10 protein-coding genes and 10 pseudogenes are annotated in these 14,806 nt (G+C 44.8%); 13 read left to right on the top strand and 7 right to left on the bottom strand.

What is annotated here, in order from left to right; translation table 11 throughout:
* Positions 1-23 precede the first annotated feature (23 nt).
* The 7 genes and pseudogenes from CCS41_RS03170 to CCS41_RS03140 form a co-directional block, all read left to right on the top strand.
* A pseudogene (locus CCS41_RS03170) lies at positions 24-1,398 on the top strand (DUF4055 domain-containing protein).
* Positions 1,399-1,492: 94 nt separating this feature from the next.
* Entirely contained in the window at positions 1,493-2,587 is a 1,095-nt protein-coding gene (locus CCS41_RS03165) for a hypothetical protein (protein WP_119797091.1), read from the top strand.
* Between the two features lie 201 nt (positions 2,588-2,788).
* A complete protein-coding gene (locus CCS41_RS03160) occupies positions 2,789-3,709 on the top strand; it encodes a transposase (protein ID WP_240313838.1) in 921 nt (306 codons plus the stop codon).
* Positions 3,710-3,743: 34 nt separating this feature from the next.
* Entirely contained in the window at positions 3,744-3,968 is a 225-nt protein-coding gene (locus CCS41_RS16405) for a transposase (protein ID WP_240313837.1), read from the top strand.
* A 30-nt stretch (positions 3,969-3,998) separates the two neighbouring features.
* A pseudogene (locus CCS41_RS03150) lies at positions 3,999-4,622 on the top strand (phage integrase central domain-containing protein); the annotation flags it as partial.
* Positions 4,623-4,681: 59 nt separating this feature from the next.
* Positions 4,682-5,703, top strand: a pseudogene (locus CCS41_RS03145) (IS630 family transposase).
* A gap of 8 nt (positions 5,704-5,711) precedes the next feature.
* A pseudogene (locus CCS41_RS03140) lies at positions 5,712-5,930 on the top strand (site-specific integrase); the annotation flags it as partial.
* A 265-nt stretch (positions 5,931-6,195) separates the two neighbouring features.
* Here CCS41_RS03140 and CCS41_RS16400 read toward each other — a convergent pair.
* Positions 6,196-6,309: pseudogene (locus CCS41_RS16400) on the bottom strand (site-specific integrase); the annotation flags it as partial.
* Positions 6,310-6,370: 61 nt separating this feature from the next.
* On the opposite strand from CCS41_RS16400, the gene vapB reads away from it, so the two are divergent.
* The 4 genes from vapB to CCS41_RS03110 all read left to right on the top strand — a co-directional run bounded on the left by vapB (position 6,371) and on the right by CCS41_RS03110 (position 9,535).
* Positions 6,371-6,604 carry a type II toxin-antitoxin system VapB family antitoxin gene (gene vapB / locus CCS41_RS03130; RefSeq protein ID WP_119797192.1) on the top strand — a complete coding sequence of 78 codons (234 nt, stop codon included), beginning with the start codon at positions 6,371-6,373 and terminating at the stop codon, positions 6,602-6,604.
* Positions 6,597-7,022, top strand: a complete 426-nt coding sequence (locus CCS41_RS03125; RefSeq protein ID WP_119797191.1) for a type II toxin-antitoxin system VapC family toxin — start codon at positions 6,597-6,599, stop codon at positions 7,020-7,022. The genes vapB and CCS41_RS03125 overlap by 8 nt, the downstream gene beginning before the upstream one ends.
* Positions 7,023-7,578: 556 nt before the next feature.
* Positions 7,579-8,402, top strand: a protein-coding gene (locus tag CCS41_RS03115; protein WP_240313836.1) for an IS5 family transposase whose coding sequence is annotated in 2 segments (ribosomal slippage) — positions 7,579-7,966 and positions 7,966-8,402 — 825 coding nt in all. Because the reading frame shifts where the segments join, the coding sequence is not laid out codon by codon here.
* Between the two features lie 110 nt (positions 8,403-8,512).
* Positions 8,513-9,535, top strand: a complete 1,023-nt coding sequence (locus tag CCS41_RS03110) for an IS630 family transposase (RefSeq protein ID WP_119797190.1) — start codon at positions 8,513-8,515, stop codon at positions 9,533-9,535.
* Positions 9,536-9,552: 17 nt separating this feature from the next.
* On the opposite strand, the pseudogene CCS41_RS17570 reads toward CCS41_RS03110, so the two are convergent.
* Positions 9,553-10,191: pseudogene (locus tag CCS41_RS17570) on the bottom strand (IS982 family transposase); the annotation flags it as partial.
* Between the two features lie 128 nt (positions 10,192-10,319).
* Here CCS41_RS17570 and CCS41_RS03095 point away from each other — a divergent pair.
* Positions 10,320-10,430: pseudogene (locus CCS41_RS03095) on the top strand (IS5/IS1182 family transposase); the annotation flags it as partial.
* A 174-nt stretch (positions 10,431-10,604) separates the two neighbouring features.
* On the opposite strand, the gene CCS41_RS16010 reads toward CCS41_RS03095, so the two are convergent.
* Both CCS41_RS16010 and CCS41_RS16005 read right to left on the bottom strand, forming a co-directional pair.
* Positions 10,605-10,961, bottom strand: a complete 357-nt coding sequence (locus CCS41_RS16010) for a hypothetical protein (RefSeq protein ID WP_240313884.1) — start codon at positions 10,959-10,961, stop codon at positions 10,605-10,607.
* A 17-nt stretch (positions 10,962-10,978) separates the two neighbouring features.
* The gene (locus CCS41_RS16005; protein ID WP_205411479.1) at positions 10,979-11,683 is read right to left on the bottom strand and encodes a S66 peptidase family protein; all 705 of its coding nucleotides are present in this window, start codon (positions 11,681-11,683) and stop codon (positions 10,979-10,981) included.
* 2 nt (positions 11,684-11,685) lie between these two features.
* Between CCS41_RS16005 and CCS41_RS16390 the strand changes: the two are divergent.
* Positions 11,686-11,922 (top strand): annotated as a pseudogene (locus CCS41_RS16390) (integrase core domain-containing protein); the annotation flags it as partial.
* Between the two features lie 7 nt (positions 11,923-11,929).
* Here CCS41_RS16390 and CCS41_RS16385 read toward each other — a convergent pair.
* The 3 genes and pseudogenes from CCS41_RS16385 to srmB all read right to left on the bottom strand — a co-directional run.
* A pseudogene (locus tag CCS41_RS16385) lies at positions 11,930-12,204 on the bottom strand (phage integrase); the annotation flags it as partial.
* Positions 12,205-12,209: 5 nt separating this feature from the next.
* Positions 12,210-12,561, bottom strand: a pseudogene (locus CCS41_RS03075) (transposase); the annotation flags it as partial.
* Between the two features lie 244 nt (positions 12,562-12,805).
* Positions 12,806-14,131, bottom strand: coding sequence for an ATP-dependent RNA helicase SrmB (srmB, locus tag CCS41_RS03070; protein ID WP_072550917.1), 1,326 nt, complete (start codon positions 14,129-14,131; stop codon positions 12,806-12,808).
* Positions 14,132-14,806 lie beyond the last annotated feature (675 nt).

The following is a 14,806-nucleotide window of genomic DNA, read 5'->3' as shown; positions in this document are numbered from 1 at the left end:
TGACAACCCATGAGAGTCAAACCATGTCCGATATTGCTACTCCCCATCTCGACTACCCCAGCCTGTTGGCTGCCTGGGACATCAATGACGCCCTGATGGGCGGCACCTTATTCCTGCGGCAACAGGGCGAAAGTTATTTACCGCGCTGGACTAACGAAGAGGCACACAGTTATCAGCAACGCCTTGCTGTCGCGACCTTACTGCCCGCTTACGAGGAAACTCTCAAAAATAACTTAGGTCGTGTCTTTTCAGAACCGACCCAATTGAGTGAGTCCACCCCCGCCGTGATGGTCGAGTACTGCCAGGATATGGATTTGCTGGGCAACCGGCTGGATGTTTGGGCGCAAGCGTATTTCAGCTTGGCGCTGCAATACGGCGTGGCGCATGCACTGGTTGACTATCCCCGTGTGGAAACATTGAAAACCCGTGCCGAGGAAAAAGCCCGTGGCGCCCGTCCCTATGCGGTGTTGATTAACCCCGTCAGGTCATCGGCTGGCAATCCAGCCACCAGGGAGGGCCGGTCCAGCTGACAGAATTGCGAATTAGAGAAGAGATTGTCGTCGAGACCGCCCCTTACCGCCAACAGAAAATCGCGCAAATCCGCAAGTTGACGCCCGGTCGGGTTGAACTCTACCGTAAAATCAGGCAAGCCGACGGCACTGACCGCTGGGCACTGCACGACAGCTGGGCCACCTCTTGCCCGCGTATTCCGCTGGTCACGTTGTACAGCAAACGCACCGGTTTTATGTGTGGCGCCCCGCCGCTATTGAATCTGGCGTTACTCAATATCAAACACTGGCAAAGTCAGAGTGAGCAAGACAATATTTTGCATGTGGCCCGGGTGCCCATCCTCAATGTGTTTGGTCTTGAAGCCGGCGAAAAGTTGACCATTGGTGCCTCAAGCGCGACACACTTTACTGACCGCACCAAACAGGGCAGTGCGTACACCGAACATTCGGGCGCCGCCGTAGGAGCAGGCAAAGAGGCACTGACGGATTTGGTCGAGCAGATGCGTCAAGCCGGTGGCAAGCTGTTGCGCAGTCAAAACAGTAGCACCAAGACCCTCGACCAAGTGAGCGAAGAGCGCCTACAAGAACAATCCCCGCTCTACACCCTGTCTAACTCGCTAGAAGATGCCCTCGATACCCTGTTGCAACTGATGGCAGACTGGTCAGGCGAAAAAGACGGCGGCAAGGTGAACATTCGCACCGAGCTTGAAACCACCCAGCAAGCCTTCAATGCCCCGGCCGCCCTGGCGATACAGGCACTGCGGCAAGGCGGGATATTCGTCAGGTGGATGCCATCCGCGCCTTACAGGCACTGAACCTTATTGATGCCGATGCCAACCCGGAAACCCTGTGTGATGAACTTAACAATTTGCCACCGGATTTGCTGTAACGCCCGCGTGGCATCGTGAGGTAACGCGCAGGCTGTATAAAAACACCCCGTTATCCTCATGCCATCAAACCGGTTTTTCTATTAAGGGGTTACCATGTCCACTGTCAACCAGCGGCTGCGTGATGAAGCCCTTGCACACAGTCTGTTTCAATCCCGCTACGCCCACGGTGTGGCTAAAGAAAAGGTGGCGATACTCAATCAATATGATGCTGAACTAACCGCCCGACTTTTCGGGAAATTGGAGAAGGTTAATCCGCAACACATCGAAGTCAAACAGTTAGCCCGCTTGTTAGCCTGTGTCCAAGAGGTGAATCAGCAGGCAATGAGTACCCTGTATTTATCGCTCAGCGAGGAATTGCTAGCCTTTGCCGAGCACGAAGCGGGTTATCACTGCCGTCTTGTTGATAAGCTGCTGCCTGATGTGGTGCTACACCGCTATCCCTTAGCGATTATCACCGCAGAACAGGTTTACGCGGCAGCGATGGCGCAGCCCTTTCAAGGGCGTTTACTGCGCGACTGGGTCAGTCATCTGGAAAGCGATCGCTTTCAGCGTATCAACAACGCGGTAAAAAACGGGTTTCTCTTGGGTGATACCATCGAGCAAATTACACGCAAAGTACGCGGGAGCAGGGCAAAACAGTATCAAGATGGGGTACTGGACATCAGTCGCAAAAATCTCACCAGTGTGGTCAAAACCGCTGTTAACCATGTTTCAGCGGTAGCACGGGATAAATTTGCTGAAAATAACGCCGCAATGATAGACAGAAAACAGTGGCTCAGTACGCTGGATAACAAAACCTCATCACCCTGTGTTATCCGTGACCGTTTGTGCTACACCCTAGCCGGCCAGCCACTCGGCCACAAAATCCCCTATCTGCAAGGACCGGGACGCCTGCACTTTTGCTGTCGCTCAACGGAGACACTGGTCATCAAATCCTGGCGCGCCCTGGGCATTGACTTAGATGAGCTGGACCCGGGCACACGCGCCAGCCTGGACGGGCAAGTGCCTGCGGATACCACCTATGCTGACTGGTTACAGCAACAACCCTACGCACGGCAAGTCCAAGTCCTGGGTAAAACCCGCGCTAAAATGCTGCGAGAGGAGGGACGGCGTCCCGATGACTTTTTCAGCGACAAAGGGGAATGGCTCACCTTGGAACAGCTGCGCGAAACCCTCCATATAGAGTAAAAAATCAACATGTCAGCACAACTTAACATGTTCTCTCATCACGTAAAGTAGCAAAAACTGGACATTTTAAAATAGCGTTGATAACCAACTTTACACAGGCCACCCCAGGGTGACTTTTTTTATGAACAGCTGTGAGCGGAGGCGCCACAGCGCCCGGGTCGGATGACCGGTTAACCCAGCCTGCGGGCGGAGACAATAGCAATGAAATTACACCTCGATACAGAAGGAAAAGCGGTACTGGAAAACGGCATGCCGGTGTATTTGCATGAGGACGGCAAAGCGATCCCCTTTGATGCGGTGGCAGCCTTGAACAAAATTAGCGCCCTCAATGGGGAAGCCAAAAGCCACCGTGAGGCCAAGGAAGCACTCGAAGCCAAGCTCAAGGCGTTTGCGGGCATTGACGACCCGGCGAAAGCCCGTGAAGCACTGCAAACGCTCACCCACATCGATCAAAAGAAATTAATCGAGGCCGGTGCGGTCGACCAGGTGAAAGCACAAATCACCCAAGCCTTTCAAACTCAGCTTGACGAGGCCAGCAGCAAAAATAAAACCCTGGAAGCCCAGTTGTATCAAGAGATGATTGGCGGACGTTTCAGCAGTTCGGCGTTTATCCAGGATAACCTGGCTATTCCGGCGGATTTGGTGCAAGCGCGGTTCGGTCACGCATTCAGCATTGACGCGGGCAAGGTGGTTGCCACGGATGCGGCAGGCAACAAGGTGTTCTCACGCCGTCAGCCCGGGGAAATCGCGGAGTTTGAGGAAGCCTTAGAATACCTCATCGAACAGTATCCGCACAAAGACCACATTCTGAAAGCCTCCGGCCACCGTGGCGGCGGCTCGCAGCCCACACCCCAGCAGCACGGACACAAAACACTCAAACGCAGCGCCTTTGATGCCTTGGACATCGGCAGCAAACAGGCCGCACTCAAAGACGGTATCTGTAATACCCCGATAATTTACGTGGATGAAAGCGGTTTTGCCCATCATATGCCTCGTCTTTATGGTTATTCAATTAAAGGTAAGCGCTATTACGGCCAACACGATTGGCATGCCAAAGCACGAACTAACGTCATTGGCGCTCAGCTTAACGGAAAATTAACCACAGTTCTGCCATATCAATAGCGATATTTTTTATGCCTGGGTCACTCAAGATTTATTGCCAAAATCCCCTCGAGGGGCCGTCCTCGTGATGGATAATGCAAGATTCCATAAACGCCAAGACATCCAGTCTGCTAGACAAAAAGCCGGCTTTATTCTGGAATATCTCCCCACTTATTCCCCTGATATGAACCCCATTGAGCATAAATGGGCTCAAGCAAAAGCACTTCGGAGAAAGCGACAATGTGATATCGATACCTTGTTTTCTGACCCTTTATTTTAAATCAATTTATATCGCCTGAGCCATAAGCAAGACGAAAATATTTTCTCTGGTCTGGTTGAGCAATTTTTTAATTCGGGTGATTTTGTTGAATTAGCAGGGGAAACACAGAAGGATTACCGAAAATATGCACAAAACGCGCTGGCCGTTTTCGGTAAGATGCCTGCTGATAAGATTAAACCTGAGCACATTAGGAAATATATGGACCACCGTGGGGTGAAAAGTCGGATACAGGCGAATCGCGAGAAGGCGTTTATCTCTCGTGTATTCCGCTGGGGTTATGAGAGAGGAAAAGTCAAAATGAATCCTTGCCAAGGTGTCAAGCAGTTCAAAGAAATAGCGAGAACCCGGTATATCACGCATAAAGAATATGACGCGTTATATCATGTTTCACCTTGGGTGGTTCAAATTGCTATGGAGCTGGCTTATTTATGTTGTGCGAGGCAATCAGACATTCTTGCTTTAAGAAAAGAGCACGTTCTTGAAGAAGGTATATTGCTGCAACAAAGTAAAACAGGTGTCGCACAAATAAAAGGTTGGACTGAGCGACTAAGAGCCGTGATTAATCAAGCAAAGTCACTTCCACTCAATACGGGAATGAGCAGCATTTTTGTTATTCACCAGGTTTCAGGTGCGCGGTATACGCGGGATGGATTTATACCCGTGATCAATGAAGATGCTTGATTTTGAAGTCGATAAGGATCATGCTCATAGCCATGAAAATAGAGCTGACTGCTGACCAGAAAATTACCCTCGAAGCCCAACATCGTCAAAGCCATGACCGCCGTGTCTGTGACAGGATCCGGTGTGTTTTGTTGTCCGCAGACGGCTGGACTCCCCTATGATTGCTCACTCACAGCTCATTAATGAAACCACGGTGCGGCGCCACCTTACAGACTATCATAAACTCAACAAGCTCAAGCCTGAAAATGGCGGCTCCGATGGCTATCTCAATGCGGAACAGACCACGTCGCTGGTTGAACATCTCACCCAGCCGCTCTACCACCACAATCACCAAATTGTGGCCTATATCGCTGGACGCTGGAACATCACCTTTACCGTATCAGGTCTGTATAAAGGGTTGAAGCAGCATGGCTTTAGCTATAAAAAGCCGAAAGGTGTTCCGCATAAATTTGCCGTTGAGAAACAGCAGCAATTTATAAAGACCTACAGCGAATTGAAAGACGCCGCGGGTAATGACCCCATACTGTTTATTGATGCCGTTCATCCGACACAAACCACCAAAATAAGCTACGGCTGGATACGAAAAGGCCAGGATAAAACGATAGAGACCACCGGGAGCAGAACGCGGTTGAATATCATGGGAGCCTTGAACATCCAGAATGTGGCTAACCCCATAATCCGTGATGATGAGACGATTAACAGCGAAAATGTGGTTCACTTCCTGTCTGCCATTCGCGCGCATTATCCCATCACGACAACGGCACATGTGATCCTCGAGGGTGCAGGCTATCACCGTTCACAGCTTGTGCAAGACGCCGCGCTTACGTTGAATATCCAGCTTCATTACCTTCCGCCGTATAGCCCGAATCTAAACCCGATAGAGCGATTGTGGAAGGTGATGAATGAGCAAACACGAAACAATAGATATTACCCATCTAAACAGAGTTTTAAGAACGATATCTTAAACTTCTTTGAGGTGAAGCTACCACAAATGGCAAGTTCTCTGGTATCTCGCTTAAACGATAATTTCCAGGCGCTAAATCCTGCATCTTGATTTCACTTGGGTATAACAGCCGGTGGCTAAAGGCCAAGCAAGAGGCAAAAATGAAATACCCTGAACTGGCATTTGACTTCACTTTTCACGATTTAAAAGCGAAGGGAATTTCCGATCTCGAAGGCACATTGTATGAAAAACAGACTATTTCAGGTCATAAGAATGTGGCACAAACCGCTCGCTACGACAGGAAAATTAACGTAGTTCCGGTGGTGGGAGGTCAATAATATTCTGAAGCGATATTCTGAAAACCGTGCAGCTGATTAAAAAATGTACTTCTCATCATCAATTTGTTTAAAGACAACTATTTGATTTAAAACTTAAAACTAGCTGGTGCCGGGGCGGGACTTGAACCCGCACGGCCTTAAGGCCGAGGGATTTTAAAAAATAAAACGTGAACAATAAAAACAAACACTTAATTAATATCAAATAGTTAGTTTTGAGGATAGGTCAGTGTATTTACTTATCAGTCAGATCTGTCGCCATCAAATATCAGTCATTTTCAAGCTGATTATAAGGGTTTAACGTCAACACCGCGTCAAGGTGATCGGGAGCAAAATGAGAATAACGCATCGTCATCACAACGGTGCTATGTCCTAGAATTTGTGATTGACATATGTTTGGCATATGTTAAGGTATTTATGTGATTCAAAGAAGGAGCATGAAAATGAGAACAGTATCTATTTTTAACAATGGTAAAAATAGGGCTATTAGATTACCAAAAGATATGGATTTTGACAATATCACTGAATTGGAAATCATCAAAGATGGCGACAGCTTAATATTGCGTCCCATACGCCCGACATGGATTTCTCTTATAGAACAAGAAAAAGTAGTAGATGATGATTTTCTGTCAGAAAGAGAAAATATTATCGATGAGGGGCGTTTTTGTTATGATTAAAAGAGTTTATATGCTTGATACCAATATTTGTTCATTCATTATGCGAAAACGTCCCACTGAAGTGATAATCAAGTTACAACGGTGTGTCGAACGGAAAGATAAAATAGTAGTATCTGCAATAACCTATGCTGAAATGCGGTTCGGTGCTATTGGTAAGAAGGCGTCCCCCAAACATATTTATCTGGTTGATGAGTTTGTTAAGCGTTTTGATTCGATTCTTCCTTGGGATGTTGCGGCAATTGATGCAACCACTTCAGTTAAACTTGAACTGGCAAAATTAGGGACTCCAATAGGTGGCAATGATGCAGCCATTGCAGGTCATGCTCTTTCTGTTGGTGCCATATTGGTGACAAATAATGTAAAAGAATTTGAACGAGTTAAAGAATTAACAATAGAAGATTGGGTGTCTACCAGTTAACCCACAATATGTGCTAAAGCTAAAGCCAAGATCTGGTAGTCCATTCAATATTATGGTCGGTAAAGCCAAGTAATTAACAACTTTCATAACGGACTGCCACGCCTTTGCGTGAGCTTTATTACGTAAATCATAATGATGTATCTGTGCTAAATTTGTGATATTGATCACAAATTTTATCAAGGCTTCATTCGTGTTACTCTCGGTTTTTTTTAATAAGACATGAGCAATATAAGATAGTTAAGTAATACCAAATTATTACCCGTGAGAATATGCTGGTGTATTTGCGGATAAATCGAAATTTGTCGCCATCAAATATCAGTTGTTTTCAATTTGATCATAAGGGTTTAAAGTCAACGCGGCGTCAAGGTGATCGGGAGCAAAATGAGAATAGACCTCTTCGGAAACTATAGCAGGCGCCATGTAACGTGATCACTTTTGTTAATAAATATTAATTAATATCAATATGTTATTTCTGATTTTCATAATCAACTGATACGGCGCCTGCTATAGCATTCATGTAGGAATGTTGGTAAAAATCTCCTGAACAAGGAGCCCCATGAAATATGAACAAATAAAGGTATTGGAAGAGGAAAAATTTCGGCGCTTAACCGGAGTTAAACGCAGTACATTTGAAAAGATGATAAAGATATTGAATGAAGCAGATAAATGTAAGCAAGGGAAAGGAGGTCGGAAACCCAAGCTGGGTTTAGAAGATCGCTTATTAATGGCCCTTGAGTATCTACGGGAATATCGCACTTATTTTCATGTTAGCCGAAGCGATGGGGTGAGTGAGAGCACCTGCTATGAAACGATTAAATGGATAGAAAATACGCTAATAAAGCATCCTGATTTTGCACTCTCTGGACGCAAAGCTTTATTAAAAAGTGATAGGGAGTATGAGCTCGTTCTTATTGATGCCACAGAAACGCCGATTGAACGTCCCCAAAAAAACAAAAGCAGTTTTACTCAGGAAAAAAGAAACGACCCACCTTAAAAACCCAAGTGATCGTCGATAAAAAAAGCAAAGCAGTCATCTGTACAAGCTTTACTCATGGGAGGCGTCATGATTTTAGGTTGTTCAAAGAGTCTGGCGTGCGAATACATCCTGAAATCAAAACAGTGACAGATACAGGTTACCAAGGGCTTGGCAAGATCCATTCAAACTCGGCGTTGCCTAAGAAAAAGACAAAGAAAAATCCCTTAACAAAAGAAGATAAACGCAACAATCGTGAGTTATCAAGCCAGCGTGTATTAAACGAAAATGTCATTGTTATGATTAAACGATTTAAAATCGTATCAGATCGTTATCGAAACAGGCGAAAACGGTTTGGATTACGATTTAATCTGATTGCAGCAATTTATAACATGGAAATTAGATAAATCAGAGTTTCCGAAGAGGTCTATTATCCTTTCAAAGCTAATAATCAAGATATACCCGTGATCAATGAAGATGCTTGATTTTGAAGTCGATAAGGATCATGCTCATAGCCATGAAAATAGAGCTGACTGCTGACCAGAAAATTACCCTCGAAGCCCAACATCGTCAAAGCCATGACCGCCGTGTCTGTGACAGGATCCGGTGTGTTTTGTTGTCCGCAGACGGCTGGACTCCCCCTATGATTGCTCACTCACAGCTCATTAATGAAACCACGGTGCGGCGCCACCTTACAGACTATCATAAACTCAACAAGCTCAAGCCTGAAAATGGCGGCTCCGATGGCTATCTCAATGCGGAACAGACCACGTCGCTGGTTGAACATCTCACCCAGCAGCTCTACCACCACAATCACCAAATTGTGGCCTATATCGCTGGACGCTGGAACATCACCTTTACCGTATCAGGTTTGTATAAAGGGTTGAAGCAGCATGGCTTTAGCTATAAAAAGCCGAAAGGTGTTCCGCATAAATTTGCCGTTGAGAAACAGCCGCAATTTATAAAGACCTACAGCGAATTGAAAGACGCCGCGGGTAATGACCCCATACTGTTTATTGATGCCGTTCATCCGACACAAGCCACCAAAATAAGCTACGGCTGGATACTAAAAGGCCAGGATAAAACGATAGAGACCACCGGAAGCAGAACGCGGTTGAATATCATGGGAGCCTTGAACATCCAGAATGTGGCTAACCCCATAATCCGTGATGATGAGACGATTAACAGCGAAAATGTGGTTCACTTCCTGTCTGCCATTCGCGCGCATTATCCCATCACGACAACGGCACATGTGATCCTCGAGGGTGCAGGCTATCACCGTTCACAGCTTGTGCAAGACGCCGCGCTTACGTTGAATATCCAGCTTCATTACCTTCCGCCGTATAGCCCGAATCTAAACCCGATAGAGCGATTGTGGAAGGTGATGAATGAGCAAACACGAAACAATAGATATTACCCATCTAAACAGAGTTTTAAGAACGATATCTTAAACTTCTTTGAAGTGAAGCTACCACAAATGGCAAGTTCTCTGGTATCTCGCTTAAACGATAATTTCCAGGCGCTAAATCCTGCATCTTGATTTCACTTGGGTATATAAGGCTTCATGTTGCGACGAACTCGAGTGTTCAAGGCGCCTCCCTTTTCTTTCAGCTGTTGTAACAATGTGTTAGAAATATCTCCTTTATCTGCATAAAGCTGGCCAAAAAGCCCTGTGACCAAGTCAGGAAGGGGTTTTCTATCGTCACCATTCCCACGGGTTAGACGAATACTGAGTAGTTCTCCCCGATGCTTAATCAGCACATGTCATTTAAAGCCAAAAAACCAGCCGGTTGAACTTTTCCCCCGTTCTGCCAAGCCTTGAAAAACATAGGTTATCGCAAACGGCCAGCGGCGTGGAGTCGACAATAGAGAGCCCTGAACAGTCTCCCTTAACTGTGTCAAAGAAAGCATAAAGCGCTATTACACAGCGGGTAAGGGGTTCAATACAGCGAGAATAAGAGGGAAGGGTTGGAAATTCAGCCCTGAGATGCTGACACACATGATGAAGATAGAATGATTTGAACTGGCGATAACGAATTGGATGGAACAATACCACTAGCGTCATCAGCTCTGCCAAAGAAAGAGAACTGGCACGGATACGCCGCTTGGACCCATCAGGAGCTTTGCATTGAGTAGTGGCTCAAATTTTTTGCAAAAATCATCCATTAAGCAATAAAGTTCGGTAATATCGTTCATGAGTGTCTCGCTATTTCGTGATGAATAATGTTCGCAAACATCATTATCTTGAAGTACGAGGCACTTATCTCTTCTTGAGCAAAAAATTAGAGAAAATAAACGTCAATTCCTTATCCCGAACTCAGGTTATGCTTAAGCGTTTCAGAACTATCGCTGAAAAATATCGCAACAGGCGAAAAAGGTTTGGACTCAGATTTAATCTTATTGCCGGAATATATAACTGGGAGCTCAATTTATAAGTTTCGAAAGAGGTCTACTGATGAAAGAATATCAAGCGGCATAAAACTCCTGAATTTGTATCCAAAATTACTTGACCAGAACACGCGACAATCTTTGCCACCATCGAATACCAGTGTTTGATTTCAGCGTACGCCCCGAGGTAGTTTGAGTTTACGATAAAAGGTAGCAGGTTCTCAGCGCTGATTATTGTATTTTAACGTCGTTTTTTCATCACCTACTGTGATGGTGACCGTTGCACCAATAATAAGGGGTTGCGTATCTGCAATATGCCCATTAGGAAAACCAAAGATCTTAGGAATGTTATATTTATTTACATTTTCAGCAATAATTTTATATGCTTTATCGTCATATGGTTCTGCTGCTCCACCTATATTTTTCATCCCACCGACCACAATACCTTTTATTTTGCTTAAAGCGCCAGACAACTCCAAACTTTGCATATACCGGTCTATCTTGTAATAGCCATTTTCCCCAATTTCCTCTATAAACAAGATTGCTCCTTTATAAGAGAAGTCGTATTTTGTCCCCAGAAGAGCGGCGACTATAGTTAAGTTCCCCCAATTAATATTCCTTCAGCGCTTCCTTTCTGGTTGTGCGAGTTTTTCTTAATCTCGTAACAGAGTTTTTTTCCTGCGAGTATATCGAAAATCTTTTCATAAGATACAGGTTTTAGGCTAGGAGTATTAGTAGTCTGAATAACATTTTGCCCATGTATGGAAGGAACGCCATGTTGGGCAAGGTAGCTTTGCAAATAGGTATTATCTGAATGACCAATAAACCACTTGGGGTTATCTAAAAATTTCTTGGGGTTTATTTTTTCAAGTAACTGAACACAGCCATATCCTCCTCTTGTCGCCCAGATTGCATCTATTGAATTGTCATCCAATGCCCACTGCAAATCTTTCAGCCTTTCCTCTACTGTTCCTGCATAACGATAGTGGTTCTGATATGTTTTGTCGACATGTGGTCCAAGTTCTGGTTTATATTCCTTAGCTGTTATTTTCTTTTTTGTGTCATCTAAAATAGCCAGGTCCTTTATAGCACCAGCAGGAGACACAATTGCAATTTTACTGCCTATAGTTAAAGGCTTGGGCCACTTTAGCTGCGTTGATGTCATTGATGTCATTGATGTCATTGATGTCATTGATGTCATTGATGTCACCTCATTTTTATGGTTAAAGTAACAAAATCCTGCCATTTTTGCTGTTATTTCAGTGTAGTAAATATAAAAAATAATATAGCTACGCGACATAAGGGTCAGAATACTCGGGTAAAAAGGAAACACACGCGTATGAGCTTTACCTGGAGTTAGAAGATATCGAACCTACGCGGACTTAGGCGTACAGCCCACAGACCAATGGTATCTGTGAGCGGTTTCATAACACGATGAAAAATGAATGCGATGACGTCATGTTTCGGCGTAAAATTTATTCATCACTGGAAGACATTCAGCAAGACATCGATAAATGGCTCGCATTCTACAACAGAGAGCCCCTCATTCAGTAAAAATGACCCACCCCGGCATGAGTTGTGATTGAGATAACCTTTGTGCCTCACTCCATCTTGCTCCTGTCGCTAGACATAAACGTACAACATGTCCTAAATCTTTATTTGCCGGCTCATCACAAGCCTCCAAAAGTCGTTTTATATCCTCGGATAAAAGAAAGCCAGTTCTTGATATTCCTCTTTAAACTGACGAATTCCATCAAGTGGATTATCTTCTTTCCATTCCCCTGACCGCTTTAATTCAGAGAATACGGCACGGAGATAGGAATATATTTATAGAGACCCCAGTCCATTTTTCCATTACCAATAACTGAGTTACATTTTCTGGGTATGAACCTTTTCACTCCTTTATTTGTAATGTATTCTCTCACGTGTTCACTGTCATAACCTTTATCTGCCACCACAACCCCGAAAGGGGGAGTTTATCCCAAAGAGCGGGTGCCGCTGTACAATCATTAATTTCACCCCCGTGATTTCAAAAGCAATAGGTAATCCATAAGCATCCACACCGAGATGAATTTTTGTGGTGTTACCTGCTCTACTTTTTCCAATTGCCTCCGTACCACTGCTTGCAGCACCTGCACTGTGTTGATGTGTTTTTACATAACTGTCATCATTGAATATCAATTGTGGCACACTAAACTCGTTTTATTGGGTGTTGGAACCGTAATATTACGAGTTTACTCTTCTCTTTCAATTCTTTATTATCAAATGTCAACAGCCTCTAATACCGCTCCCACAAGAAGCGATCCATAACCAAGCCCAAGATAGGTAGAGGAAGTGATAGGTTGTTTTGTCTGCGCTTTCTCGAACCGACTCGTCAAATAAGGGTCAAAATTTATTAGGCCAACCCACCCGGATTGCTGGTTTATTTAGCACCGGTATTTTCAGATTTCTTTGTAGGCTGACGACGCTTACCAATATTTTTACTATCACGATGACGAATTTTAACCTTTATTTTCTCTTTGCTAGCTTTTTGTTTCGCTTTGCGTTTGGCGAGAACTTTTTTCGATGGTTTACCCGTGACTCTGTTGCTCGGTGCTTTACTGGTAGGACGTAACTCATCGATCACGCGCGCTTTAAGCGGTTCGTTAAGGTAACGGCCTATTTTCTGCAGTAATAAATGGTCATGGTTTTCAATTAAAGAAATCGCCACGCCTTTACGACCTGCACGAGCGGTACGACCAATACGATGCAAATAAACATCGGCAGTGTGTGGCATGTCGAAATTGAAAACATGGCTGATATCATCAATATCCAGGCCACGAGAAGCGACATCGGTTGCCACCAACACTTTAATTCGACCATCACTTAAACGTGCCACCGCTTCGTTGCGTTTTGCCTGCACCATTTCGCCTTCGAGATACCAAGCATTAATATTCGCCTCACGCAACCAGCGAACCAATTCATGCACCCGTTCACGGGTACGCACAAAAATGATGGATTTTTTTGCCTCTGATTGGAGAAGCAAATGGCATAACAATGCTATTTTATGTTGAATATTATCAGCGCGGTAATACCATTGGGTAATTTTTTTACGTTCTTTCCGTGATGGATCAGCGTCCAATTCTATGGGATCATTGAGAATGTGTTGAGCAAATTCACGAATAGCTTCGCCTTCTAATGTGGCGGAAAAGAGTAAGGTTTGTTTACGCTCGACAGTTTTAGCAGCGATAATTTCGATATCCCGTGCAAAACCCATATCCAACATACGATCAGCTTCATCAAGGATCAAAATTTCTATGGCACGGCAGTCAAAATTTTCTTCTTTGATATATTGCAGCAAACGACCAGTGGTCGCAACCACGATATCTTGGTTTTTGCTGAATACTTCTGCATGATTCATATAAGCGACGCCACCGGTGATGGTAGCGATAGCCAGTCGAGTATGCACTGCCAATTCATGAGCCTGTTCCGCCACTTGCATCGCCAGCTCGCGAGTGGGTGTGAGGACCAAAATACGTGGCGCTCCCGGTTCTTTACGAGGAAAATCCAGTAAATGCTGCAAGACAGGCAGTAAAAAGGCGGCGGTTTTGCCGGTTCCCGTAGGAGCAGACCCTAAAACATCACGCCCGTCCATTGCTGCCGGGATAGCCATTGCCTGAATAGCAGTCGGGTGCTGGTAGTCTTTATCACATAAAGCTTTAATCAAGCGTTCATCGAGATCAAACGCCGAAAAATGGGTCACAGTCATGGTGTTCCTCTGTTTGGGGCGTCGATTATAGACGGCTTGGCCTACTTCTTCACTTGTTTCAGTGGCAATAATGGTTTTTTAATCAATTATGCGTTGCTAGGGGCTATTGACATTTTATCGTAATCATTTGAAAAAAAGATGAAAACTCGTAATATTACGGTTCTGATACCCAATAAGATGAGTTTGCGATGTCCTGATCGATGTTGAATGATAAAATCTACTCGAAGCTGAAAAGTATCATGCTTCAACACACTATTTATGACAAGCCAAAATTACGTTTAATGGTAGAAGGCATGTTTTATTGACTACGATGAGCAAAAGATGACGTATTCAGTTGATTTTCGGCGAAAAGTCTTCAGTATTTGAGAGTAAGAAGAGTTGAGCGTAAAAGAAACGGCTAAGTGTTTTCACATTGGCACGGATCTGCTAACAAAAACGTGACGTCATCCCAAAGCGGACAAAACCGCCCGGCTCCGGTTCCAAGAAAAAATAGAGGGCCACAAGAAAGAGGGAAAATCCGTCGTTTATCTTGATGAAAGCGGTTTCGAAAAAGATATGCCACAAACCCATGGGTATTCTACACGGGGTCAACGCTGTTTTAGTGTTCAAAATTGGCAGGCCAAAGGCCGTACCCATGTAATTGTATAATAGACCTCTTTCTAAACCTGCTGCGTG

The organism is Candidatus Fukatsuia symbiotica (genome assembly GCF_003122425.1).
Classification (GTDB): Bacteria; Pseudomonadota; Gammaproteobacteria; order Enterobacterales; family Enterobacteriaceae; genus Fukatsuia; species Fukatsuia symbiotica.
This window is presented reverse-complemented; position numbering and strand designations above follow the sequence as displayed.